The sequence below is a fragment of the Actinomadura sp. KC345 genome, from assembly GCF_004348515.1.
Classification (GTDB): Bacteria; Actinomycetota; Actinomycetes; order Streptosporangiales; family Streptosporangiaceae; genus Spirillospora.
Genome location: NZ_SMKH01000070.1, coordinates 1 through 22,702 on the forward strand (window position 1 = coordinate 1; position 22,702 = coordinate 22,702).

A 22,702-nucleotide genomic window follows, 5' to 3' on the forward strand; every position below is an offset into this window, starting at 1 on the left:
GCGGGACGGGCGCGCGGGGCGGGCGGTCCGTTCGGCACGGTCCGCCCAGTACTCGCGGGCCCGGCGCGCCAGCCGGCCCGCGCGGACGGCCCGTGCCTCCGCCCGCATCTCGCGGGCACGCTCCCGCATGACCGACCGCATGATGTCGTGGTGGTACATGGCCCCCTCCTCCTGGACGCCGGGCACCCGAACACGGCCCGGCATCCAAGAGGTTCGTCCTAAGGCGCTCTCCGCCACATCGGCACGACGCCCTATTTCCGCGATCGCACCGCCTTAGCGACCCGGCCCACGCGCCCTGCCCGCGCCGCTAGAGTTGGGCGCCGTGCGTCTCGTTATCGCCCGCTGCAGCGTCGACTACGCCGGCAAGCTCACCGCCCACCTGCCGATGGCCCCCCGCCTGATCCTCATCAAGGCGGACGGCAGCGTGAGCGTCCATGCCGACGACCGCGCCTACAAGCCCCTCAACTGGATGAACCCGCCCTGCTCGCTGCGCGAGGAGAGCTACGAGGAGAACGGCGCCGTCGCGCGCTGGACGGTCACGCACGGCAAGTCGGGCGAGCGGCTCATCCTCACGATCGAGGAGATCCTGCACGACTCCAGCCACGAGCTCGGCCTGGACCCGGGCCTCCAGAAGGACGGGGTCGAGGCCCACCTCCAGGAGCTGCTCGCCGAGCACATCACCACGCTCGGGGACGGATACACGCTGATCCGCCGGGAGTTCCCGACCGCGATCGGCCCGGTCGACATCCTGTGCCGGGACGCCGACATGGCCACCGTCGCCATCGAGATCAAGCGGCGCGGCGAGATCGACGGCGTCGAGCAGCTCACCCGCTACCTGGAGCTGCTCAACCGCGATCCGCATCTCGCGCCCGTCCGCGGCGTGTTCGCGGCGCAGGAGATCAAGCCGCAGGCCCGCGTCCTCGCCACCGACCGCGGCATCGACTGCGTCACCCTCGACTACGACTCCCTCCGCGGCATCGAGCACGAGGGCACCCTCTTCTGAGACGCGCGCCGCTCTGGCGGGCGAGACGGACGCGGGCTCCCGGTAATGTTCGGGTATGTCCCCGGTCAGCACCGACGCGACCCGCGAACGGATCATCGACGCCGCCGAGGAGTGCTTCGGCCGCTTCGGCGTCGCCAAGACCACGGTCGAGGACATCGCGGCCGCGGCGAACCTGTCCCGGGCGACCGTGTACCGCAGCGTCAGCGGCGGACGGGACGAGCTGATCCTCGCCGTCGTCGTCCGCGACCTGCACCGTTTCCTGGACCGGCTGGCCGAGCGGCTGCGCCGGGAGCGGTCGGTGCCGGAGGCGATCGTCGGGGGCACGATGGACGCCGTCCGGTACGTCCGCAGCGAGCCGACCGTCGCGCACTTCCTGGTGCCGGAGGCGGCGGGTCACATGCAGGCGGCGGTGGCCGGCGCGGCCGAGCACGTGCTGGCGCTGTGCTGCGACTACGTGCGGCCCTATTTCGAGCAGGCGCAGCGGCAGCGCACGCTCAGGGCCGACATCGAGGTGGAGGGGACCATCGAGTTCCTCTTCCGCATCATCACCTCGCTGATCGTGATGGACCGCGACCGCGACGACGAGGGGCTGCGCCGCTTCCTGCGCACCTATGTCGTCCCGGTCATCGCGGCTCCGTGACTCCGGCGAGCGGGTAGCGTCGAAGATCGGACGGGACGGCGCCGGAGACGGCGCGTGCGAGAGGGGCCGAACGATGGAGGGGACTGCGCACGGGACGCGAGGGGGCGCGGCCGTCCGGCCGAGCCCGGTGTTCCTCGCGATCGTGGCGGCGACGGTCCTGTGCGGCCTGATCGCCTGGCGGTACGCGGACGATCCGTCCACGCCCGCGCGGCTCGCGGTGTTCGGGTTCGTCCTGGCGGCGTGGGTGCTGTCGCTGTGCCTGCACGAGTTCGGGCACGCCTACATGGCCTACCGGTCGGGCGACCGCAGCGTCGTCTCGAAGGGCTACCTCACGCTGAACCCGCTGAAGTACTCCGACATCGCGCTCAGCTTCGTGATCCCGGTGGTGTTCATCGTGCTCGGCGGGATCGGGCTGCCGGGCGGCGCCGTCTGGATCGAGCGGCACCGGATCCGCGGCAGGCTGCGGCACAGCATGATCTCCGCGGCGGGCCCGCTGTCCAACGCGCTGTTCGCGATCATGCTCGCGGTGCTGTACAAGAACTTCGCCCACCAGGACCACGGGGTGTTCTGGCTGGCCGTGGCGTTCCTGGCTTTTCTGCAGGTCACGGCCGCGGTGCTGAACCTGCTGCCGATCCCCGGCCTGGACGGCTTCGGGATCATCGAGCCGTACCTCCCGAGCCGGCTGGTGGACAAGGTCGCCCCCTACGGCGGCTACGCGTTCCTCATCCTGATCGCGCTGCTGTGGCTGGGACCGGTCAACCAGGCGTTCTTCGACCTGATCTTCAACATCACCGGCGCCCTGGGCCTGGACGAGTTCCCCATCCAGTTCGGGCACTCGCTGTTCCAGTGGTGGAACGACTGAGGTCGTCGCCCCCTTGGGGTGACCTCCCGGGACGTAGGGTGATTTACTAGCCGGTACACACCTGCAAGCAATCACTTACCAGGCTCCTCCCGGGAGGTTCCTCATGTCCGTGGCCACGGAGAGCGCCGAAACCTTCGCGTCCCTGAACCCGGCCACCGGCGAGGTCGTCGCCGAGCATCCCGTCCAGGACGCCGCCGCCGTCGCCGCGGTGGTCGAGCGCGCCCGCGAGGCGGCCGGCTGGTGGCGCGCCCTCGGCTGGAAGGAGCGCCGGCTCCGGCTGCTCAACATCAAGGGATCGCTCGCCCGCAACCTCAACCGGATGGCCGAGCTCATCCACGAGGAGACCGGCAAGCCGCTGCAGGACGCCCAGCTGGAGACGATCATGGCGATCTCCCATCTGGACTGGGCCGCCCGCAACGCCCAGAAGACCCTCGGGCCGCGCACCGTCTTCCCCGGCGTCATGGCGATCAACCAGAAATGCGTGCTGGAGTACCAGCCGCTCGGCGTCATCGGCGTGATCGGCCCGTGGAACTACCCGATCTTCACGCCGATGGGCTCGATCGCCTACGCGCTCGCCGCCGGCAACGCCGTGGTCTTCAAGCCGTCGGAGTTCACGCCCGGCGTCGGCGTGTTCCTGGAAGAGCTGGTCGCCGCCGTCGTCCCCGAGCACCCCGTGCTGCAGACGATCACCGGGCTGGGCGAGACCGGCGCGGCGCTCGCCTCGTCCCCCGACGTCGACAAGATCGCCTTCACCGGCTCGGCCCGCACCGCCAAGCGCGTCATGGCGGCCTGCGCCGAGAACCTCACGCCGATCGTCGCCGAGTGCGGCGGCAAGGACGCCTGCATCGTCGACTCCGACGCCGACCTCGACGCGGCCGCCGACGCCGCGCTGTGGGGTGCCATGTCGAACGCGGGGCAGACCTGCATCGGCGTCGAGCGCATCTACGTCGTCGACGACGCCTACGACAAGTTCCTGGGCAAGCTCACCGACAAGGCCCGCGAGCTGCGCCCCGGCTACGACCGCGAGGCCGCCTACGGCCCGATCACGATGCCGGGCCAGCTCGACATCATCGAGCGCCACATCAAGGACGCCCTCGACAAGGGCGGCAAGGCCGTCGTGGGCGGCGCCGAGTCCGTCCGCAAGCCCTACGTGGAACCGGTCGTGCTGACCGGCGTGCCGGACGACTCCTCCGCCGTCCGCGAGGAGACGTTCGGCCCGACCATCACCGTCCACCGCGTCAAGGACCTCGACGAGGCCGTCGAGAAGGCCAACAAGACCAGCTACGGGCTCGCCGGGACGATCTTCTCCGGCGACCGGGGCCGCGCGATGGACATCGCCCGCCGGATGCGCTCCGGCATGACGTCGATCAACGCCTTCGCCGCGTTCGCCCAGGTCGCCGCCCTGCCGTTCGGCGGCGTCGGGGAGTCGGGCTTCGGCCGCATCCACGGCGCGGACGGCCTGCGCGAGTTCACCCGCCCCAAGGCCATCACCCGGCAGCGGTTCTCGACGATGAACCTCACCTCCTTCGACCGCACCGAGAAGGAGATGGCGCGCGTCCTCAACATGATCAACATGATCCACGGCCGCCGCTACAAGCGCTGACCGCGGCGCGGCGCCCCCGCCGGATCCGCGCGGGGGCGCCGCCTACACTCGCAGCCATGACATCCGGGACGTTCGGCGCACCGGTGCGCAGCCGCCTCCAGGCGCCCCTGCACGCGACGCCCCCTCCCCCGCCGGGCTTCCGCCTGTTCACCGGCGACGACCTCCCCGCGCTCGCCGCCGCCATGTGGGACGCCTACCGCGGCACCCCGGACGAGGCCGACGTGGAGGGCCCGGCGGGCGCCGCACGCGAGATCCGCCTCACCCTGGACGGCGAGTACGGCACCTTCCTCCCCGCCGCCTCCTTCGTCGCCGACCGCCAGGAGCGCCCCGTCGCCGGCGCCCTCGTCACCCTCTACAAGGACCTGCCCCTGCTGGCGTTCCTGTTCGTCGCCCCCTCCCACACCGGCCAGGGCCTGGGACGAGATCTCGTCCAGACCGTCATGCACGCCCTGGCCGAACAGGACCACGACACGCTGACCCTCGCTGTGACCCGCCGCAACCGCCGTGCCCGCCACCTGTACGACAGCCTGGGTTTCGTGGAAGTCGCCTAGGACGTTCCGGGCCGGGATCCAGGGATCTAAGGCGTCTTAGGGGCTCGGATAAGGCGTCGTCCCGATGTGGGGGCCGGGGCCTTAGAACGAACCTTGTACATGTCGGGCCGAGAGGGTCCGGCGGGAACAAGGAGAGCGACATGATCCGCCCGGAGTTCAGCAACGTCCCCATCATCAACGACCGCGTACGGGTCCTGCGGAACGAGGCGAAGAACGCCCGCCGCGCCCGCATCGCGAAGGCCCTCAAGCGGTGACCCCGCAACCCTGTACGCCCGCCGCGCCCCCGTCCGTCCGGACGGGGGCGCTTTCGTTGCGCTCAGGCGGTCATCCGGCGCGGTTCGAGGCGACGCCGTGCCCGTGCGGGTGGATGTTCTGGTTCGCATGGAAGAAGTTGTCGGGATCGTACTCCGCCTTGACCCGTGCGAGCTTCTCGTAATGATCGCCGTAGGTGGCCCGGACCCTGTCCTCGCTCTCGTCCTCGCCGAGGAAGTTCACGTAGGAACCGCCCATCGAGTACGGGTGCAGAGCCTCTGAGTAGTCCACGCACCACCGCCGGATCACCTCGGCGTTCACGGGATCGGGGTCGATGCCGGCGAAAACGCCGGACCAGACGGCGTCCCGGTAGCTCCACGCGGTGTCGTCGGCTCCCACCCTGTGAGCGGCGCCATCGATCGGGTACAGATGCATGGTGGACAGGTCGGTGGGGATCTCCGATCCGTACCGCTGGTGCACGTCGAGCGCCTCATCGGTGATGCGGTCGAAGAAGTCGCCCCGCCAGTACCACTGCAGCCCGGCCGGAATGAGGTCGTCGAACATGGTCTGCAGCATCGGGTAGGGCATCGGGGTGGTGAAGTGGAACGCCGGCGGGCCGGGCTCGCCCACCGGCGCGAGGGCGTCCGCCAACTCGTCCGGATCGCCCGTGGAGCACCAGACGACGGCGCACATCTTCCGCCCATGGATCTCCTCCGGGAACGGCGGCCCGGGAGGGATGACGAGCACGGCGAAGAAGCCGGTCAGATCCTCGGACGCCTGTGGCAGGAAGTCGCGGTACCACCGCAGGACGTCCCGCGTGGCCTCGATCGGCCATGCGGTGATGCCGACGCCGACCGTGTGCACCGGGTGGAGCCGGTAGGTGAACGAGGTGACGACGCCGAAGTTTCCGCCGCCGCCCCGAAGCGCCCAGAACAGGTCCGGGTCGTGCGACTCGGAGGCGGCGACGCAGGTGCCGTCCGCCAGGGTCACGTCGGCGGAGAGGAGGCTGTCCACCGTGAGGCCGTACTTGCGGGTGAGATGACCGTGACCGCCGCCGAGCGTGAGCCCGCCGACCCCGGTCGTCGAGACGATCCCCGCGGGCACGGCCAGCCCGAACGCGTGGGTGGCGTGGTCCAGGTCGCTGAGCAGGCTCCCCCCGCCGACCTCGGCCGTGCGTGCGTCCGGGTCGACGCGCACCCAGCGCATGGGCGACAGGTCGAGGGTCACACCGCCCTCCACCAGGCACAGGCCGGGACCGCTGTGCCCGCCGCCCCGGACGGCGGCCTCCGCGCCGGCCTCGCGGATGAGGCCGATCGCGTCCACCACGTCCGCGGCATCGGCGCACCGGACGATGGCGGCGGGACATGTGTCGATCATCGCGTTGTAGATCGTGCGGGCCCGGTCGTACTCCGAGTCATGCGGGCCGATGACCGGGCCGCGCAGCGTGGTGCGCATGGCTTCCAGGACCGTTGCCTCCATGAGTGCCTCCCCCGTCGAGCCGCGGCACACCCGGCACATCGCGCGCCCGCAGCATCGATGCCCCCGCCGGAGATTTTCCGACGGGCGGATACCACCAGCATGCTCTTGCCCAATTCCCCCCACAAGCGACAAAAGGGGAAAAGCACCTCAAATCCCCCTATCGCCTGGGTGCGTCCAGGGGGCTATCCCGACGCGTTGGCGGGCTTGAGGGGGGTGCGGCCGCGGATGAGGTCGGCGGCGCGTTCGGCGATCGCGATCGTGGGGGCGTTGGTGTTGCCGTGCGGGACGCCAGGCATGACCGAGGCGTCCACCACCCGCAGGTCCTCGACGCCGCGGACGCGCAACTCGGGGTCGCAGACCGTGTCGCCCGCCCCCATCGCGCACGTGCTGGTGGGGTGGAACAGCGTCGCGACCTCGCGGCGGACGAAGTCCGCGACGGCCGCGTCGGACTCGACGCGCTCGCCGGGGGCCCACTCCCCGCCGACCATGGACGCCAGGGGCCCGGACGCGGCGATCTCCCGGGCCTGGCGCACGCCGGCGACCAGGATGCCCAGGTCGGACCCGTCCGCGAGGTAGGCGGGGTCGATCAGCGGCTTGGCGTGCGGGCTGGCGGAGCGCAGGGTCAGCGACCCGCGGCCGGCGATGGAGATCGCGGTGACCATGACCGACAGGAGCCGCTCCGACACCTCCACGAGGCCCTGGTCCACGAACGGCGTCGGCAGGACGTGGTACTGGAGGTCGGGCGCCGGAAGCCCCTCGGCCGTCCGGACGAACCCGCCCGCCTCGGCGACGTTGGACGCGTAAGGCCCGCGCCCCAGCGCCTGGTAGAGGGCGAGGGAGCGGGCGTTCGCCAGCTCCCACAGGGGCTTGCTGCGGGGCGTGGCGAACATGACGTTCACGAACGGGTGGTCCTGGAGGCCCCGCCCGACCGGCGAGTCGACCAGCACGTCGACGCCGACCGAGCGCAGGTGGTCGGCGGGGCCGACGCCGGAGAGCATGAGCAGCTGCGGGCTGTTCACCGCGCCGCCGCACAGGATGACCTCGGCCCCGGCGCGGGCCAGCATCGTCTCGCCGCGCGCCTCGTAGCGGACGCCGCCGGCCCGGCCGTCCTCGATCACGACCTGCGTGGCGAGGGCGTCGGTGACGACGGTGAGGTTCGGGCGGTGTGCGACCGGGTGCAGGTATCCGGTGGCGGCCGACCAGCGGCGGCCTCGCTTCTGGGTCACCTGGTAGAAGCCGACCCCGTCCTGCTCGGCGCCGTTGAAGTCGGGGTTCGCGGCCAGGCCGTACGCCTTGGCCGACTGCACCCAGGCCCGGGTCAGCGGGTGCCTGTAGCGCAGGTCCTCCACGCGCAGCGGCCCGCCCACGCCGTGGTAGGGCACCTCGCCGCGCTGCTGGTCCTCGGCGCGGATGAAGTAGGGCAGCAGGTCCTCGTACCCCCAGCCGGCGCAGCCGTACGCGTCGCGCCAGGTGTCGTAGTCGTGCCGGGCGCCGCGGATGTAGATCATCGCGTTGGTGGACGAGCTGCCCCCGAGCGTGCGCCCCCGCGGCCAGTACACGCTGCGGCCCGCGGCGTGCTCCTGCGGGACGGTGCCGTAGTCCCAGTCGTACGGGCCCTTGATCATCGACGCCACGGCGGCCGGGATGTGGATCTCGGGCCCGTCGTCGGGCGGGCCCGCCTCCAGCAGCAGGACCTTCACCGAGGGGTCCTCGGTCAGCCGGGCGGCGAGAACGCAGCCCGCACTGCCCGCACCCACGATGATGTAGTCGTACACGACGGCCTCCGGGAGTCTTTCCGAAACCCTACCGAAGCGGCCTCGACGTGCGGCGGGGCTAGGGTGAGGGTCATGGCGAAGAACAGGGATAACCCCGTCGTACTGTCCCGGATCTACACGCGGACGGGGGACGACGGCACCACCGCGCTGGGCGACGCGTCGCGCACCCGCAAGACCGACCCGCGGCTGGCCGCCTACGCCGACGTCGAGGAGGCCAACGCCGCCATCGGGGCGGCGCTGGCGATCGGCTCGCTGCCCGAGGACGTCGTGGCGCTGCTGACGCGCGTCCAGAACGACCTGTTCGACGTCGGCGCCGACCTGTGCGCGCCGGTCGTCCCCGACCCGCAGTACCCGCCGCTGCGCGTCGAGCCGTCCTACATCGAGCGGCTGGAGGCGGCCTGCGACGAGCAGAACGAGACGCTCGAACCGCTGCGCAGCTTCATCCTCCCGGGCGGGACGCCCGGCGCGGCACTGCTGCACGTGGCCCGGACGGTCTCCAGGCGCGCCGAACGCTCCGCGTGGGCGGCCGTCGAGGCGCACGGCTCCGCCGCCGACGGCGACCCGGACGCGGCCGAGGGCGGCGTGAACCCCCTGACCGCCACGTACCTCAACCGGCTGTCCGACCTGCTGTTCATCCTGTGCCGCGTCGCCAACACCGGGCACGGCGACGTCCTGTGGAAGCCCGGCGGGGAACGCTGACGACCCGGGGTGGGGTTAGCCCCACCCCGCTCTCACCGGCTCACCTCCTGGTGGCGACGGCCCGTCCAGAGCAGGCTGGTTGCGTACGGGCGGACCGCTGACAACGGGAGAGACCACGTGAAGACCCTGACGGTTACGGCGATGCTGGCGGTCGCGGCGGCGGCGCTGACCGGCTGCGGGAACGTGAGCTTCGGCACGGACGAGGAGACCCGCTCCTACACCGCGCCCGCCGGGGTCACCGCCCTGAAGATCGAGACCGGCGGGAGCCGGGTCGAGGTCACGGCCTCCGACACCTCCGCCATCAAGGTCAGCGAACGGCTGCACTGGTCCAACGACAAGAACAAGCCGGACGCCCGTCGCGTCACCGAGGGCGACACGCTCACGCTGTCCGCGGAGTGCGGCGGCTCCGCGATCGGCTACACCACCTGCGGGGTCTCCTACCGCGTCCAGATCCCGCGCGACACCCCGGTGGAGATCGACAACAACGACGGCTCGATCGTCGCGTCCGGTCTCGGCGGGACGGTGAAGCTGCACAGCGACCACGGGTCGGTCAACGTGAGCGACCTGCGCGCGTCGTCGGCGTCCATCAGCACCGACGACGGGCCGGTCAACGTCTCCGGACGGGCCGCCACCGCCGACCTGAGAAGCTCCCACGGCCCGATCGCCGCGACCGGTCTCACCGCCGACCGGCTGACGGCCCGCGCCAGTGACGGAACCATCCGCCTCAGCGGCCGCGTCAAGACCGCCGACCTGCACGGCACCCACGGCGACATCGACGCCAACGGCTTGGCGGCCGAACGCGTCACCGCCAGGACCAACGCCGGCGACGTCAGGCTCCAGTTCACCGCGCCGCCCGCGGACGCCCGCGGCGAGAGCCGGCACGGAGACGTCCGCGTCCGGCTCCCGGGCGGCCACGGCTACGCGATCAGCACGTCCACCGACCACGGCGACACCCGGGTCGACCCGAGCGTGCTCCAGGACCCTTCGTCCGCGCGCCGAATCGTCCTGGACACCTCGAACGGCGACGTCACCGTCGCCCCGGCTGATCAGCGAAGCTGGTAGGGCCCCCGCCAGACGGGCCTGTAGGACGGTTCGCGGTTCACGGTCATACGCGCCCCGCCGTTGACCGCCACGGTCGTGCGGGCCAGGTGCTGGGTGACGTGCGCGATCCCGTCGACGTTGGTGTCGAGCAGCTTGAGGTGCACGTTCTTCATCCGGTCGCACTCGGCGTGGTAGCACGGGTCGTACACCTTGCCGGCCTTGCCGCCGAACGTCTTGGCCTCCGCGGCGGTCTTGACCCCGTCGGCGCCGGTGTCCATGCCGCCCGCCGCGATGCCGTGCTCGACGAACGGGCCGTAGTCGGAACGCCCGTTGAACTCGCTCTCGGTCGTCGGCAGCTTGCGGCCCTTGAAGTAGTCCCGGAACATCTTCTCGATCGCGCCGGAGCCGGCGGGAGCGCGGGTCCCGGACCCGGTGGAGTGGTCACCGTCGTACACGCCGCGCGTGCCGTTGCGTGAGCCCAGCATGTCGAAGTTGAGGTTCAGGGCGATCGCTTCGCGGTCCCTGCGCGACAGCTCCTCCACGTAGTGCGTGGAACCGCGCAGGCCCTCCTCCTCGGCCCCCCACCAGGCGAAGCGCACCCGGTTGCGGAGGCCGTCCTTGCCGAGTTCCCCGATCTTGGCGGCGATCGCGAGGAGCGCGGCGGCGCCGGTGCCGTTGTCGTTGATCCCGGGGCCCTCCGGGACGCTGTCGAGGTGCGCGCCGAGCAGGACCACGTTGTCGTCGCGTCCCCGGTCGGTCTCGGCGACGACGTTGGACGACGACCGCTTCCCGTGCACGGTGTCGGTCTTCACGCGCAGCTTGAGCCTGCCCTTCGCGGCCTCCTTGGCCAGCGCGGCGCCCGTCTCGTGGGTGGGGCCGACGACCGGGATCTTGGACGGCTTGGTGACCGTGCCGTTCACGGGGCCCTTCTCACCGGGCCCGTTGTAGATCACCACGGCCCTGGCCCCGGCGGCCCCGGCCCTCGCGGCCTTGGTCTCGAACGTGCAGGAACCGCGCTGGACGAGCGCGATCGAGCCCTTCTCGAAGCCCTTGAAGTCCTTTTTCTCGCAGCCGCTCGTACCGTCCTTGCCCTTGGCCGGGACGTCGACGGCGACGGCGGTCGCGGTCACGTCGCCCGAGCCCGAGTACGCGAGCGTGACGAAGTCGTCGCCCCGCTTGTAGGCCTTCTTGGACGGCGACGTCCGGGCCAGCACCGCGTCCGACTTCTCCCGCCAGTACGGGTAGGAGAACCTCTGGATCTTCGGCGTGAACCCCGCCTCTTTCAGCCGCCCGGCGACGTACCGCACGGAGACGCCGTAACCGGGGCCGCCCGCGGCGCGGTCACCGCCGTTGTAGTCGGCGATCTCCTCGAACGCCCTCAGGTGGGCCTCGACGTCCTTCAGCGTGACCAGCTTGGCCAGGTCGGGACGCGCCGGCGCGGCACCCGCGGCGGGCAGCACCGACGGGAGGAAGGCCGCGGGCAGAAAGGCGGCGGGCAGCGCCACGGCGGCGCCGGTGAGCAGCTTGCGCACGTGCACTCCTGCGGATGGAGACGGAGCGGACCAGCAGCGATCCTGCTCCCGCGCTCCACCCGGCTCAACGAGCGGCACGGCGGCCACGCCAATTCGATACCGGCGCCTTACCAGCTCATGCCCGGCACGGGCTCATTCCGGAGGGTGCAGTTCCACGGGGGAGCCCGGCGGGGCCGCCTCCAGCCAGGACAGGAAGCCGGTCATGGCCGCCGCGCCCATCGCCAGTTCCACGCTCAGGTCGCCGTCCCTGACCTCGATGATGCTCACGTCCGGGAGCAGCCCCTCGGCCTCCTCCGGATCCGGCTCGCGCCGGTTGGACACGGAGAGGCCCCGGCGGTGAATCACCTGCCGGGGCCTGCTGCGGAATCCGAACACGCGGTGCCAGTGCAGGGCGTCGCCCTTGTAGCGGCCGATGCCGAGGCGCCACACTCCCGGGGCTCCGCCCTCCGGATGCAGCACCCGCAGACTGCACTCGACGGCACCACCGCCCCGCGCGAGCAGCCGGCGGCGCACCGCCATGGAGGCGTAGAGCAGCGCGGCCAGCAGGACGAGCGCGGCGAGCACCCCGCCCGCGTCCAGTGCCAGCTGCTCGCCCAAGTCCCCCGCCGTCCGTCGCAGCCGCCGTGCCCGCGCCTAGGCTTCGATGCCCGCCGCGCGCAGCCGCGCCCGGGCCCGCCGCTCCGGCGTCGCGTCCTCGCTCTCGGCGCCGAGCGCGTCCTCCAGCGCCTGCCTGGCCTCCTGAACGTCGATCTCCACGCCCAGCTCGGCCTGCTCGGCCAGGACCGCCACCTCGTCGGCCGCGACGGAGAAGAAGCCGCTGCCGACCATCGCGGTGATCGGCTCGCCGCCGTCGGCGGGCTCGATCTTCACCACGCTGCCGTCGAGGAGGACGCCCAGCACCGGGGCATGGCCCGGCAGGATGCCGAGCGACCCCTCGATGGTCTGCGCGACCACCATCTTGGCCTCGCCGGACCAGATCTCGCGCTCCGGCGACACCAGCCCGACCTTCAGGTTTGCCACGTCTGTTCCTCCGACTAGCTGAAGCGGGGCCGCACCCGCGAGGGGACGGCCCCGCCGGAGCGGACTACCTCTCCAGCTCCTTGGCCTTCTTCTCGACGTCCTCGATGCCACCGCACATGAAGAACGCCTGCTCGGGCAGGTGGTCGTACTTGCCCTCGGCCAGCGCCTTGAACGAGGACACGGTCTCGTCCTTGGAGACCGTCTCACCGGGCTGGCCGGTGAACTGCTCGGCCACGTACATCGGGTGCGACAGGAAGCGCTCGATGCGTCGCGCCCGGTTGACCGTGACCTTGTCCTCTTCGGACAGCTCGTCGATACCGAGGATCGCGATGATGTCCTGCAGCTCCTTGTACTTCTGCAGGATCCGCTTCACCTCCTGCGCGACCTCGTAGTGCTCGTTCCCCAGGATCTGCGGGTCCATGATCCGCGAGGTGGAGTCGAGCGGGTCGACCGCCGGGAAGATCCCCTTCTCGGAGATGCTCCGCGCCAGGGTCGTGGTGGCGTCCAGGTGCGCGAACGTGGTGTGCGGCGCCGGGTCGGTGATGTCGTCGGCGGGCACGTAGATCGCCTGCATCGAGGTGATCGAGTTACCGCGCGTCGAGGTGATCCGCTCCTGCAGCACGCCCATCTCGTCGGCCAGCGTCGGCTGGTACCCCACCGCGGACGGCATGCGCCCGAGCAGCGTGGAGACCTCCGAGCCGGCCTGGGTGAACCGGAAGATGTTGTCGATGAACAACAGCACGTCCTGGTTCTGCACGTCGCGGAAGTACTCCGCCATCGTCAGCGCGGACAGCGCCACCCGCAGCCGGGTGCCCGGCGGCTCGTCCATCTGGCCGAACACCATCGCGGTGTCCTTGAGGACGTCCGCCTCGGCCATCTCCACCCAGAGGTCGTTGCCCTCACGGGTGCGCTCGCCGACGCCGGCGAACACCGAGGTGCCGCCGAAGTTGCGGGCGACACGGCGGATCATCTCCTGGATGAGGACCGTCTTGCCCACGCCCGCGCCGCCGAACAGGCCGATCTTGCCGCCCTTGACGTACGGGGCGAGCAGGTCGATGACCTTGATGCCGGTCTCCAGCATCTCGGTCTTGGACTCCAGCTGGTCGAACGGCGGGGCGCCGCGGTGGATGCCCCAGCGCTCATTGATCTCCAGCGAGGCGGTCGGGACGTCCAGCGCCTCGCCGAGGGCGTTCCACACGTGGCCCTTGGTGACGTCGCCGACCGGAACCGAGATGGCCTCGCCGCTGTCGACGACGGGCGCGCCGCGGACGACGCCGTCGGTGGGCCGCATCGAGATCGCCCGGACCATGTTGTCGCCGAGGTGCTGGGCGACCTCCATGGTCAGGGTCTGGACGTCGCCGCCCAGGTTCGCCTCCACGCGGAGGGCGTTGTAGATCTCCGGGATGGCGTCGGCGGGGAACTCCACGTCGACGACCGGGCCGATGACACGAGCGACGCGCCCGGTCGCGGTCGCCGCCTCTACCTGTGCAGTCATTATCTACTCCCCGCCAGAATCGGCGAGCGCGTCAGCGCCACCGACGATCTCGCTGATTTCCTGGGTGATCATGGCCTGCCGCGCCTGGTTCATCTGGCGCGTGTAGACCTCGACCAGTTCGTTCGCGTTGTCGGTCGCCGACTTCATCGCCCGCTGCTTCGACGCCTGGAAGGACGCCGCCGACTGCAGCAGCATGTGGAAGATGCGGCTCTCGACGTAGTTGGGCAGCATCAGGTCCAGCGCGGCCTGCGCCGACGGCTCGAACTCGTACGCCGGCGGCACCTTGTCGCTGGAGACCTCGTCCAGTTCCAGCGGCATCAGGCGCGTGACCCGGACCTCCTGCGTCAGCCGCGTGACGAACTCGGTGTAGACCACGTGGATCTCACCGACACCGCCCTCGGCGTCCGTCTTCAGGAAGTCGTCGGTGAGCCGCCGGCCGATCCGCTCCGCCGAGGCGAAGTCGGGCCGGTCGGTGAACCCGGACCAGGACTCCTGGATGTGCCGGTCACGGAACCGGTACCAGGTGATGCCCTTGGTGCCGACCACGTACGGCACCGGCTCGCGGCCCTCGTTCCGCAGCCGCTTGACCAGCGCCTCGGCCTCACGCACGACGTTCACGTTGTACGCCCCGCAGAAGCCGCCGTCGCTGGTGATGACCAGCACCGCGCTGCGGTTGTCGGTCGGCTGCTCCTGGAGCAGCGGATGGTCGATGCCCACGTGATGGCTCACCAGCGCACTCAGGGCCTGCGTGATCCGGTCGGCGTACGGCTTGGACGCCGCCACCGCCTGCTGGGCCTTGACGATCCGCGAGGTGGCGATCATCTCCTGGGCGCGCGTGATCTTGGCGGTCGACTTGACCGACTTGACCCGCTGCCGGAGTTGGCGTAGCTGTGCGGCCATCGCCGTCAGTCCTTCTTGACGCGGGTGATCGTCTCCTGGCCGACGTCCTCGTCCGCGATCGGCTCGACGGGCTCGTCCGCCAGGATCTCGCCCTCGCTGGTCTGGAAGCCCTTCTTGAACGCCGCCATGGCGTTCCTGAGGCTGGCGAAGCCGTCGTCGGACAGCTTGCCGGTCTCCCGGATGGTGGCCAGCAGGCCGCTCTCCTCGCGCTCCATGTAGTCGAGGAACTCGCGCTCGAAGCGCCGGATGTCGGCGACGGGCACGTCGTCCAGCTCGCCGGAGGTGCCCGCCCACACGGACACGACCTCCTGCTCGACCGGGAACGGGCTGCCCTGCGGCTGCTTCAGCAGCTCGACCAGGCGGGCGCCGCGGTCCAGCTGCGCACGCGAGGCGGCGTCCAGGTCGGACGCGAAGGCGGCGAACGCCTCCAGGTCACGGAACTGCGACAGCGCGAGGCGCAGCGTACCGGCGACCGTCTTCATGACCTTGACCTGCGCGTCGCCGCCGACCCGGGACACCGAGATGCCGACGTTGATCGCCGGCCGGACGCCCTGGTTGAACAGGTCGGTCTCCAGGAAGCACTGCCCGTCGGTGATGGAGATGACGTTCGTCGGGATGTAGGCCGACACGTCGTTGCCCTTGGTCTCGATGATCGGCAGGCCCGTCATCGAGCCGCCGCCCATGTCGTCCGACAGCTTCGCGCAGCGCTCCAGCAGCCGCGAGTGCAGGTAGAAGACGTCACCGGGGTAGGCCTCGCGGCCCGGCGGGCGGCGCAGCAGCAGCGACACCGCGCGGTAGGCCTCGGCCTGCTTGGACAGGTCGTCGAAGATGATCAGGACGTGCTTGCCCTGGTACATCCAGTGCTGCCCGATCGCGGACCCGGTGTAGGGGGCGATGTACTTGTAGCCCGCCGGCTCCGACGCGGGGGCCGCCACGATCGTGGTGTACTCCAGCGCGCCGGCTTCCTCGAGGGACTGCCGGACGTTGGCGATCGTGGAGCCCTTCTGGCCGACCGCGACGTAGATGCAGCGGACCTGCTTGCTCTCGTCGCCGGACTCCCAGTTCTCCTTCTGGTTGATGATGGTGTCCACGCAGACGGTCGTCTTGCCGGTCTGCCGGTCACCGATGATCAGCTGCCGCTGGCCGCGCCCGATCGGGGTCATCGCGTCGATGGCCTTGATGCCGGTCTGCAGCGGCTCGCTGACCGACTGCCGCTGCACGACGCTGGGCGCCTGCAGTTCGAGCGCGCGGCGCTCGGTGCTCTCGATCGGGCCCTGGCCGTCCAGGGGGTTGCCCAGCGCGTCCACGACGCGGCCGAGGAAGCCGTCGCCGACGGGGACCGAGAGGACCTCACCGGTCCGGCGGGCCTTCTGGCCCTCCTCGATCTTGCTGAAGTCACCCAGGACAACGGCACCGATCTCACGCACGTCCAGGTTCAGAGCCAGGCCACGGGTACCGTCCTCGAACTCGATGAGTTCGTTCGCCATCGCGGAGGGCAGGCCCTCGATGTGGGCGATGCCGTCGCCGGAATCGACGACGGTGCCGACCTCTTCGCGCGCGGCGGCCTCGGGCTCGTACGACTGGACGAAGCGCTCCAGCGCGTTCCGGATCTCATCCGGACGGATCGTCAGCTCCGCCATGATTCCTCTCTTGCTCCCTTTGGGTCCAGTACCTCCCGAGGGGGGTCGACCCCCCGCACCCCCCGGGCCGACTTCGTCGGCTTCTGTTCCGCCGGTTGAAGTCGGCTCCCCGCCGGCCTCAGCCGGCGCCGAGCCGCCGGCGGACGTCGTCCAGCCGTCCGGCGATCGTGCCGTCGATGATCTCGTCCCCGATCTCGATCGACAGTCCGCCGATCGACGCGGGGTCGAGCTCGATGTTCAGGTGTACTTCGTGGCCGTAGGCGGCGGCGAGCACCGCGGCGAGCCGGGTCCGCTGCGCCGCCGAAAGCTCGGTGGGCGTACGGACGAGGGCGACCAGCCGCTGCCTGCGCTGGGCGACGAGCCTGCCGTACTCGGCCAGCCCGCCTTCCAGGCTACGTCCTCGCGGCCGCAGGACGGCCTCGGTGACGAGCGTCAGCGTCGACGGCGTGACCTTGCCGTCCAGCAGCGCCTGGACCACGCCGAGCTTGCGGTCGTCCGGCAGGCCCGGCCCGGCGAGGGCGCCGCGCAGGGCGGCCTCGCCCTCGACGACCCGGGAGAACCGGAACAGCTCGTCCTCCAGGTCATCGATCTTCCCGTCGGCCTCGGCGCGGGCGGCCTCGGCGGTGACCGCCAGGACCTCCACCGCGTCCGACAGCTCCGACGGCTTGGACCAGCGCAGCCGGACGACGTCGGCGACCAGCCCGAGAGCGGCCGGCGACACCTTGCCCTCCAGCAGGATCTGGACGAGCTGCGCCTTGTCGGCACCGTCCCGCGAGGGGTCGGAGACCGCCCGCCGCACGCCGTGCTCGCGGTCGATCAGGTGCAGCACCGCGAACAGGTCGCCGCCGAACACGGCCAGGTCGGCGGACGGGACGACCGCCTCGAACCGCTCCTTGGCCTCGGCCAGCGACGCCCTGCTCACCGCTCCCGTGATGGTCATGATGTGATCTGCTCCTGCGTGCGAGCGCGCTCCTCGAGCTCCTCGAGGAACCGGTCGACGACCCGGCTCTGCCGCGCGCTGTCCTCAAGGGACTCGCCCACGACCCGGCCGGCCAGCTCGACCGACATGGCGCCGATCTCGGCCCGCAGCGACTGCAGTGCCTGCTGACGCTCCGCCTCGATCTGCGCCTTGGCGTTGTCGACGATCCGGCGCGCCTCGACCTGGGCCTGCTCCTTGGCCTGGGCGATGATCTGCGCGCCCTGCTCCTCGGCCTTGCGGCGCTCGTTGGACGCCTCGACCGCGGCCGCCTTCTGCTGGGCCTTGTGCTCGTCGAGGACCCGCTGGGCCTCCTTCTGCGCTTCCTCGGCCCGCTTGAGCCCGCCCTCGATCTCCTCGCTGCGCTGCTCCAGCGTCTCCTGGATGCGCGGAACGAGGATCTTGCCCAGGACGATCATCACGACGAGGAACGCGAAGGTGCCGACGACGAGCTCGTACGCGTGCGGGACGAGAGGGTTGTTCGCCTCCGCCGCTAGGACGGACGCTGCTTTGATCATGTCTGCAGCCCTTCCTCAGATGAGACCCGTGCTCAGATGCCCTGGAAGATGAACGGCGCGACCAGGCCGATCAGCGCCAGCGCCTCGGTGAGGACGAAGCCCAGCATCATGTTGGTGCGGATGACGCCGGTCAGCTCCGGCTGGCGGGCGATCGCGTTCACGCCCTGACCGAAGATGATGCCGACGCCGATGCCCGGGCCGATGGCCGCGAGACCGTATCCGATCGAGGTGACGTTACCGCTGACCTCGGCGAGGACTCCCATTGATCTTTCCTTTTCTGTCGGCCGGCGGAGCGTCCGCCGGTCTGGGCTGAACGTTGGTGGTTCGGTCGGGGTCGTGACACCCGGGGCGGCGCCGCGGACCCCGGGGCTCTAGTGCTCGGCCTCCAGGCCGCTCTGGATGTACATGGCGGCGAGCATCGCGAACAGGAACGCCTGCAGGAACTGGATCAGCAGCTCGAACGCGACCATGACGATCGTGACGACCACGCCGATGATGCCGACGCCGAATCCCTTGAAGGTGGGCTCCTCGATCAGGAACCAGAAGCCGACGAGGCTGAAGAACGCGATGATCGTGTGGCCGGCGAACATGTTCGCGAACAGCCGGACGGCGTGCGTGAAGGGCGCCAGGATCAGCGTCGACAGGTACTCGATCGGCACCAGCAGGAAGTAGACCGGCAGCGGCAGCCCCGGCGGGATCATGTTCGTGAAGTACTTCACCGGGCCCTGGTGCTTCATGCCCAGGTAGACCTTGGTGACGTAGACGATGATCGCCAGGACGGCGGGGAACGCGATGTGCGAGGCGATCGGGAACTGGATGACGGGGACCACCGCGAAGATGTTCCAGATCCAGATCAGGAAGAACAGCGACATCAGCAGCGGCATCCACCGGTCGGTGTTCTTGCCGAGGAACGGGCGGGCGATCTGGTCCCGCACGAACATGTAGCCGATCTCGCCGACGTTCTGCATGCCCCGCGGCACCAGTTTCGGGTTGGCGAACGCCATCCAGAACAGGCCGCAGACGAGCAGCGCGCCGAAGACGGCGAAGACGACCGGCTTGGTGAGCCACTCGGGGCCGCCGGCGAACAGGGGCGGGAAGTCGAAAAGCTCCGGGCCCGGTGCCTGGAACTCTCCCCCTTCGGAGGCGGCGAGGACCGTCTGCGCGTTCACGCGGCGTTCCCTTCATCAATGTGGTGATGTGTCACGGGCGCTTCCTCGGCGGCGGGGCCGCTCAGGAGGTGTGGCGACCGAACTGCAGGTAGACCAGGTAGGTGGCGAGCCCGACGCCGATGACCACACCGATCGGGATCAGCCAGTCCTGCCCCGTCCAGTTGGCCAGCAGCCATCCCAGACCGCCCCAGATGATCATTCCGGAGAGCAGGTAGCCGGGTACGGACCAGGCGACGTCGGCGAATTCCCGCTGGCCGTCCTCCGGCCGACGTTTCTGCTCGCTCATCGCGCTCCGGACGATAGCAGGCCATGCACTCGGTGGTCATATTGGAGTAGCCCGTGCGGGACATCACCGTCCGCGGCGCGCGCATCACGGGCTCCGGTCCAGCTGGACGTTCTCGGTGTCGTCAATGTAGGACCTCTGCTGCAGGGCGACTCGGAACTCGGCGGCGATCCAGATCAGCGCGAGCGCGATGACCGTCCAGCCGAAGACCTTGGTGTTCCAGATCGTGACGCCGTCCATGATCGTGACCAGCACCATCACCGCGAGGATCTTCACCATGTAGCTGGCGAGCGCGGCGAGCATCATCGTCTGCGGCGAGATCTTCCCGGCCCAGGAGACGACGAGCGCGCTGATCGAGAAGAACGCGATCACCACGACCGTGGCCAGCGCCGCCGCGAGGGCGCCCTTGGCGCCGGCGGCCACCAGGCCGATCAGGACGGCACCCACCCCGGCGACCGACGTCGGGATCGCGGCGCCGCGGAGCATCCGGGCGTCGTTGGATTGCATGAGGGCTCCGGCTGGTCACGTTGGGTGGTCGTTTCTTGTTCGTGAAAGGTATCACAAGCGTCCGGATTGTCCACAATTACCCTAGAGGTAACGCGATTTCGGGTCGGGTGGACCGCTTTCCCCGGAGCCGCCGCCGGTGACCCGGGCGCCGGAGGCTACCGGACGGACACATCGTATCCGCAGGCAGGGCCCCGTCCGGCCGGGTCGGGAAACCGTCCCGGCCGGGGTCGGGAAGCGTCCGTCAGACGTGCATGGGCGGCCGCTCGGCGGCCCTGTCGCCGGAGGCGGCGGCGCCGCGGCGACGGCCGCGGCGGGGCGGGCGGATCATCAGCACGACACCGGCGGTCGCCACGACCAGCGTGACGCCGAGGGTGATCCAGGCGGCGTCGAACAGCGCCAGGCCGACCAGCCCGGAGGCCAGCAGGCCGACCCAGAAGTACATGATCAGGACGGCGCGGCGGGTGGAGTGGCCGAGCTGCAGCAGCCGGTGGTGCAGGTGCTGCTTGTCGGGGGCGAACGGCGACCTGCCCTGGTTCGTCCGCCGCCACACGGCGAGCAGCATGTCCATGAACGGGACCGCCGCCACCGCCGGGATCAGCAGCACCGGCACGAAGAACGGGAACAGCCCGTTGGCGAGGATGGCCGGGTCGAACTGGCCGGTCAGCATGATCGTGGACGCGCTGAGCAGCAGCCCGATCAGCATCGAGCCGGTGTCGCCCATGAAGATCTTGGCCGGGCTGAAGTTGTGCGGCAGGAAGCCGGCGCACATCCCGAACAGCACCGCGGCGATGAGGGTCGCGGCGCTCAGGGTGGTCATCCCGTTCGTCCGCGACAGCAGGTAGGCGTAGGAGAACAGCGCCAGCGCGGCGATCCCCACCACGCCCGCGGCCAGCCCGTCGAGCCCGTCGATGAAGTTGACCGCGTTGATCGTGGCCACCACCACCAGGACGGTCAGCGGCACCCCGTAGGCGGGCGGAAGCGACAGCGACTCGCCCGTCGGCAGCGGGATCACGTAGATCTGGATGCCCTGCATGATGAAGATCCCGGCGGCCGCGACCTGACCGGCGAACTTGGTGAGCGCGTCCACCTCCCAGCGGTCGTCGGCGATGCCGATCAGCACCATCAGCCCGCCCGACAGCAGCAGGGCCTTGGCGACGCTGACGTCGCCGTCCGCGAGGACCTTGCGCATCTCCGGCAGCCCGGTCGCCACCACCAGCGCCGCCACCATCCCGCCGAACATCGCGAGGCCGCCCAGCCGGGGCGTCGGGATGACGTGGACGTCGCGCTCGCGGGGAACGGCCTGCGCCCCGAACCAGACGGCGAACCTGCGCACCAGCGGGGTCAGCAGGTAGGCGACCAGCGCGGCGACCAGGATGGCGAGCAGGTATTCCCGCACTCCAGGCGCCTCCTTCGCTGATCGCCACTGGCGCTGATCGCCACTGGACGGTTGACTGCCCCGTACGCCCGGCCTCGCACATCCGGCGCCGTCACCCTGATAGACGGCTGACCGGGATGGTCTGTTCACGGTCGCGACCGACCAACTGTAATCCTCCCGGCGCCCCGCACGTGCCGCCTTACGCCGCCTTATCCGCGCCTTACGCCGTCTCGCGCCGTCGTGCGCCGCGGCACGCGGTCGGTCCGGAGGCGGTGGACGCACAGCACCCCGGCCCCCGCGATCATCAGCGCGAGGCCGGCGAGGCACCTGTCTCCCAGCGAGAACGCCCACGGCCCGTGCGCCGCGACGTCGTCGCCCGCGTCGGCGACGACCAGCAGCGCGCCCGCCGCGGCCAGGGCCGTCCCGGCGCGCCGGCGCGGCACCGGACGGCGGGGCAGCAGCACCACCATCCCGAGGGACAGCGCGAGCATCGCGGTCCCCGGCCAGTCACCGGCCCAGCGCGGCGGGAGGTACCGCGGAGCGGGGACGGAGATCGCGCGCTTGGGCAGCTCGACCCGGATCCTCATGCCCTCGTGCGGGGCGAGGGCGCGCTGGATGAACTCGACCGCGTAGGGGCCGTCGCGGTCGCGCATGCACCGGGTCGTCGCGCCGGGGACGCCGGCGTGGCAGGTCACGCGCCGCGGCGGCACCGGCGCCTCCACCCGGACCGCCGCGTTCCTGATCGGGACGTTCCAGCTTCTGCCGAGCGCGTCCCAGACCAGTTCGTCGTGCTCCTCGCGGGGCGTGAAGACCCCCGCCACCTCGTACTCGATCACGTAGGCCTGCCGCCCGCGGACCTCGCGCCGCCCTCCGCCGACGCTGATCTGCACGTCGTTCAGCAGCCTCGTCGTCTCGGCCCGGGACGGGGCGCCCGTCGACGAGCTGGTCCTGATGCCGCGGACCTCGTACACCCGGTCGCCCCTGCGGAACGGCACGGGCCGGACGATCCCGTGCCCCCCGGCCTCGTCGAAGTCGTAGGTGATCGTCTCCCGCACGCGCAGGATCCCGTCGGTGCCGGCGGCGAGGACGACGTCGTAGGTCGCGATGCTCTCCGCGAGCCCTCCGGTGGCGGTCTCCGGAGGCGGCACGGCCCCGGAGACGCCGGGAGCGGGCTCGGCGGTCCCGCCGGTGCCGCCCGTCCCGTCCGTGTCGGGGGACGAGCCGGCGGCGGCTCGTGCGGGCAGCATCAGGACCAGGGTCAGCAGCAGCACGCCCGCGGCGATCGCGGGCCCCCGGACACGGCCACGCACGTCAGGCATGGTTTCACCGTTGCCACTGCCGTGCGGGCGTAACGACGCCGATACCTTCTTCGGGCTACATGC

Annotated in this window: 24 protein-coding genes; 7 read left to right on the forward strand and 17 right to left on the reverse strand. The window is 70.8% G+C overall.

Features of this window, described 5'->3' with window-relative positions; all coding sequences use genetic code 11:
• A partial coding sequence (locus E1281_RS14340) for a hypothetical protein (RefSeq protein WP_131878255.1) occupies positions 1-204 on the reverse strand: 204 nt, incomplete at its 3' end.
• A gap of 118 nt (positions 205-322) precedes the next feature.
• Between E1281_RS14340 and nucS the strand changes: the two genes are divergently transcribed.
• The 5 genes from nucS (at position 323) to E1281_RS14365 (ending at position 4,659) form a co-directional block, all read left to right on the forward strand.
• The gene (gene nucS / locus E1281_RS14345; RefSeq protein ID WP_131878257.1) at positions 323-1,003 is read left to right on the forward strand and encodes an endonuclease NucS; all 681 of its coding nucleotides are present in this window, start codon (positions 323-325) and stop codon (positions 1,001-1,003) included.
• 55 nt (positions 1,004-1,058) lie between these two features.
• Positions 1,059-1,643, forward strand: coding sequence for a TetR/AcrR family transcriptional regulator (locus E1281_RS14350; RefSeq protein ID WP_131878259.1), 585 nt, complete (start codon positions 1,059-1,061; stop codon positions 1,641-1,643).
• A 73-nt stretch (positions 1,644-1,716) separates the two neighbouring features.
• On the forward strand, positions 1,717-2,505 hold the full coding sequence (locus tag E1281_RS14355) for a site-2 protease family protein (protein WP_131878261.1): 789 nt from the start codon (positions 1,717-1,719) through the stop codon (positions 2,503-2,505).
• A 103-nt stretch (positions 2,506-2,608) separates the two neighbouring features.
• On the forward strand, positions 2,609-4,108 hold the full coding sequence (locus tag E1281_RS14360) for an aldehyde dehydrogenase family protein (RefSeq protein WP_131878263.1): 1,500 nt from the start codon (positions 2,609-2,611) through the stop codon (positions 4,106-4,108).
• 56 nt (positions 4,109-4,164) lie between these two features.
• Entirely contained in the window at positions 4,165-4,659 is a 495-nt protein-coding gene (locus E1281_RS14365; protein WP_131878265.1) for a GNAT family N-acetyltransferase, read from the forward strand.
• A gap of 324 nt (positions 4,660-4,983) precedes the next feature.
• Here E1281_RS14365 and E1281_RS14370 read toward each other — a convergent pair whose 3' ends face one another.
• Together E1281_RS14370 and E1281_RS14375 are read right to left on the reverse strand one after the other, a co-directional pair.
• A complete protein-coding gene (locus E1281_RS14370) occupies positions 4,984-6,390 on the reverse strand; it encodes an FAD-binding oxidoreductase (protein WP_131878267.1) in 1,407 nt (468 codons plus the stop codon).
• 182 nt (positions 6,391-6,572) lie between these two features.
• Positions 6,573-8,165 carry a GMC family oxidoreductase N-terminal domain-containing protein gene (locus E1281_RS14375; protein WP_131878269.1) on the reverse strand — a complete coding sequence of 531 codons (1,593 nt, stop codon included), beginning with the start codon at positions 8,163-8,165 and terminating at the stop codon, positions 6,573-6,575.
• 72 nt (positions 8,166-8,237) lie between these two features.
• Between E1281_RS14375 and E1281_RS14380 the strand changes: the two genes are divergently transcribed.
• On the forward strand, positions 8,238-8,864 hold the full coding sequence (locus tag E1281_RS14380) for a cob(I)yrinic acid a,c-diamide adenosyltransferase (protein WP_131878271.1): 627 nt from the start codon (positions 8,238-8,240) through the stop codon (positions 8,862-8,864).
• A gap of 117 nt (positions 8,865-8,981) precedes the next feature.
• Positions 8,982-9,926 carry a DUF4097 family beta strand repeat-containing protein gene (locus E1281_RS14385; protein WP_131878273.1) on the forward strand — a complete coding sequence of 315 codons (945 nt, stop codon included), beginning with the start codon at positions 8,982-8,984 and terminating at the stop codon, positions 9,924-9,926.
• Here the strand turns inward: E1281_RS14385 and E1281_RS14390 are convergent.
• The 14 genes from E1281_RS14390 to E1281_RS14455 all read right to left on the reverse strand — a co-directional run bounded on the left by E1281_RS14390 (position 9,911) and on the right by E1281_RS14455 (position 22,639).
• Positions 9,911-11,437, reverse strand: a complete 1,527-nt coding sequence (locus E1281_RS14390; protein WP_131878274.1) for a M28 family peptidase — start codon at positions 11,435-11,437, stop codon at positions 9,911-9,913. The two genes, E1281_RS14385 and E1281_RS14390, sit on opposite strands and share 16 nt — an antisense overlap.
• A 132-nt stretch (positions 11,438-11,569) precedes the next feature.
• A complete protein-coding gene (locus E1281_RS14395) occupies positions 11,570-12,034 on the reverse strand; it encodes a DUF2550 domain-containing protein (RefSeq protein WP_131878276.1) in 465 nt (154 codons plus the stop codon).
• A 36-nt stretch (positions 12,035-12,070) separates the two neighbouring features.
• Complete coding sequence (locus E1281_RS14400; protein ID WP_131878278.1) at positions 12,071-12,457, reverse strand: F0F1 ATP synthase subunit epsilon; 387 nt, start codon at positions 12,455-12,457, stop codon at positions 12,071-12,073.
• Between the two features lie 64 nt (positions 12,458-12,521).
• Positions 12,522-13,952 carry a F0F1 ATP synthase subunit beta gene (gene atpD / locus E1281_RS14405; protein ID WP_131878280.1) on the reverse strand — a complete coding sequence of 477 codons (1,431 nt, stop codon included), beginning with the start codon at positions 13,950-13,952 and terminating at the stop codon, positions 12,522-12,524.
• Positions 13,953-13,955: 3 nt separating this feature from the next.
• The gene (locus E1281_RS14410) at positions 13,956-14,852 is read right to left on the reverse strand and encodes a F0F1 ATP synthase subunit gamma (RefSeq protein WP_131878282.1); all 897 of its coding nucleotides are present in this window, start codon (positions 14,850-14,852) and stop codon (positions 13,956-13,958) included.
• Positions 14,853-14,857: 5 nt separating this feature from the next.
• A complete protein-coding gene (gene atpA, locus E1281_RS14415) occupies positions 14,858-16,492 on the reverse strand; it encodes a F0F1 ATP synthase subunit alpha (RefSeq protein WP_131878284.1) in 1,635 nt (544 codons plus the stop codon).
• Positions 16,493-16,610: 118 nt separating this feature from the next.
• Positions 16,611-17,432, reverse strand: a complete 822-nt coding sequence (locus E1281_RS14420; RefSeq protein ID WP_131878286.1) for a F0F1 ATP synthase subunit delta — start codon at positions 17,430-17,432, stop codon at positions 16,611-16,613.
• Positions 17,429-17,986: a F0F1 ATP synthase subunit B gene (locus E1281_RS14425; RefSeq protein ID WP_131878288.1), complete on the reverse strand. Its 558-nt coding sequence runs from the start codon at positions 17,984-17,986 to the stop codon at positions 17,429-17,431. The genes E1281_RS14420 and E1281_RS14425 overlap by 4 nt, the downstream gene beginning before the upstream one ends.
• 32 nt (positions 17,987-18,018) lie before the next feature.
• Positions 18,019-18,249: an ATP synthase F0 subunit C gene (gene atpE / locus E1281_RS14430; RefSeq protein ID WP_131878293.1), complete on the reverse strand. Its 231-nt coding sequence runs from the start codon at positions 18,247-18,249 to the stop codon at positions 18,019-18,021.
• A gap of 108 nt (positions 18,250-18,357) precedes the next feature.
• Positions 18,358-19,155: a F0F1 ATP synthase subunit A gene (gene atpB, locus E1281_RS14435; protein WP_131878295.1), complete on the reverse strand. Its 798-nt coding sequence runs from the start codon at positions 19,153-19,155 to the stop codon at positions 18,358-18,360.
• Between the two features lie 61 nt (positions 19,156-19,216).
• Positions 19,217-19,441 (reverse strand): hypothetical protein, encoded by a 225-nt coding sequence (locus E1281_RS14440; RefSeq protein ID WP_131878297.1) that lies wholly within the window; start codon positions 19,439-19,441, stop codon positions 19,217-19,219.
• An 84-nt stretch (positions 19,442-19,525) separates the two neighbouring features.
• Positions 19,526-19,945: a hypothetical protein gene (locus tag E1281_RS14445; protein WP_131878299.1), complete on the reverse strand. Its 420-nt coding sequence runs from the start codon at positions 19,943-19,945 to the stop codon at positions 19,526-19,528.
• A gap of 241 nt (positions 19,946-20,186) precedes the next feature.
• A complete protein-coding gene (locus E1281_RS14450) occupies positions 20,187-21,341 on the reverse strand; it encodes an MraY family glycosyltransferase (protein ID WP_131878301.1) in 1,155 nt (384 codons plus the stop codon).
• Positions 21,342-21,529: 188 nt separating this feature from the next.
• Positions 21,530-22,639 (reverse strand): DUF2207 domain-containing protein, encoded by a 1,110-nt coding sequence (locus tag E1281_RS14455; RefSeq protein WP_165958928.1) that lies wholly within the window; start codon positions 22,637-22,639, stop codon positions 21,530-21,532.
• Positions 22,640-22,702 lie beyond the last annotated feature (63 nt).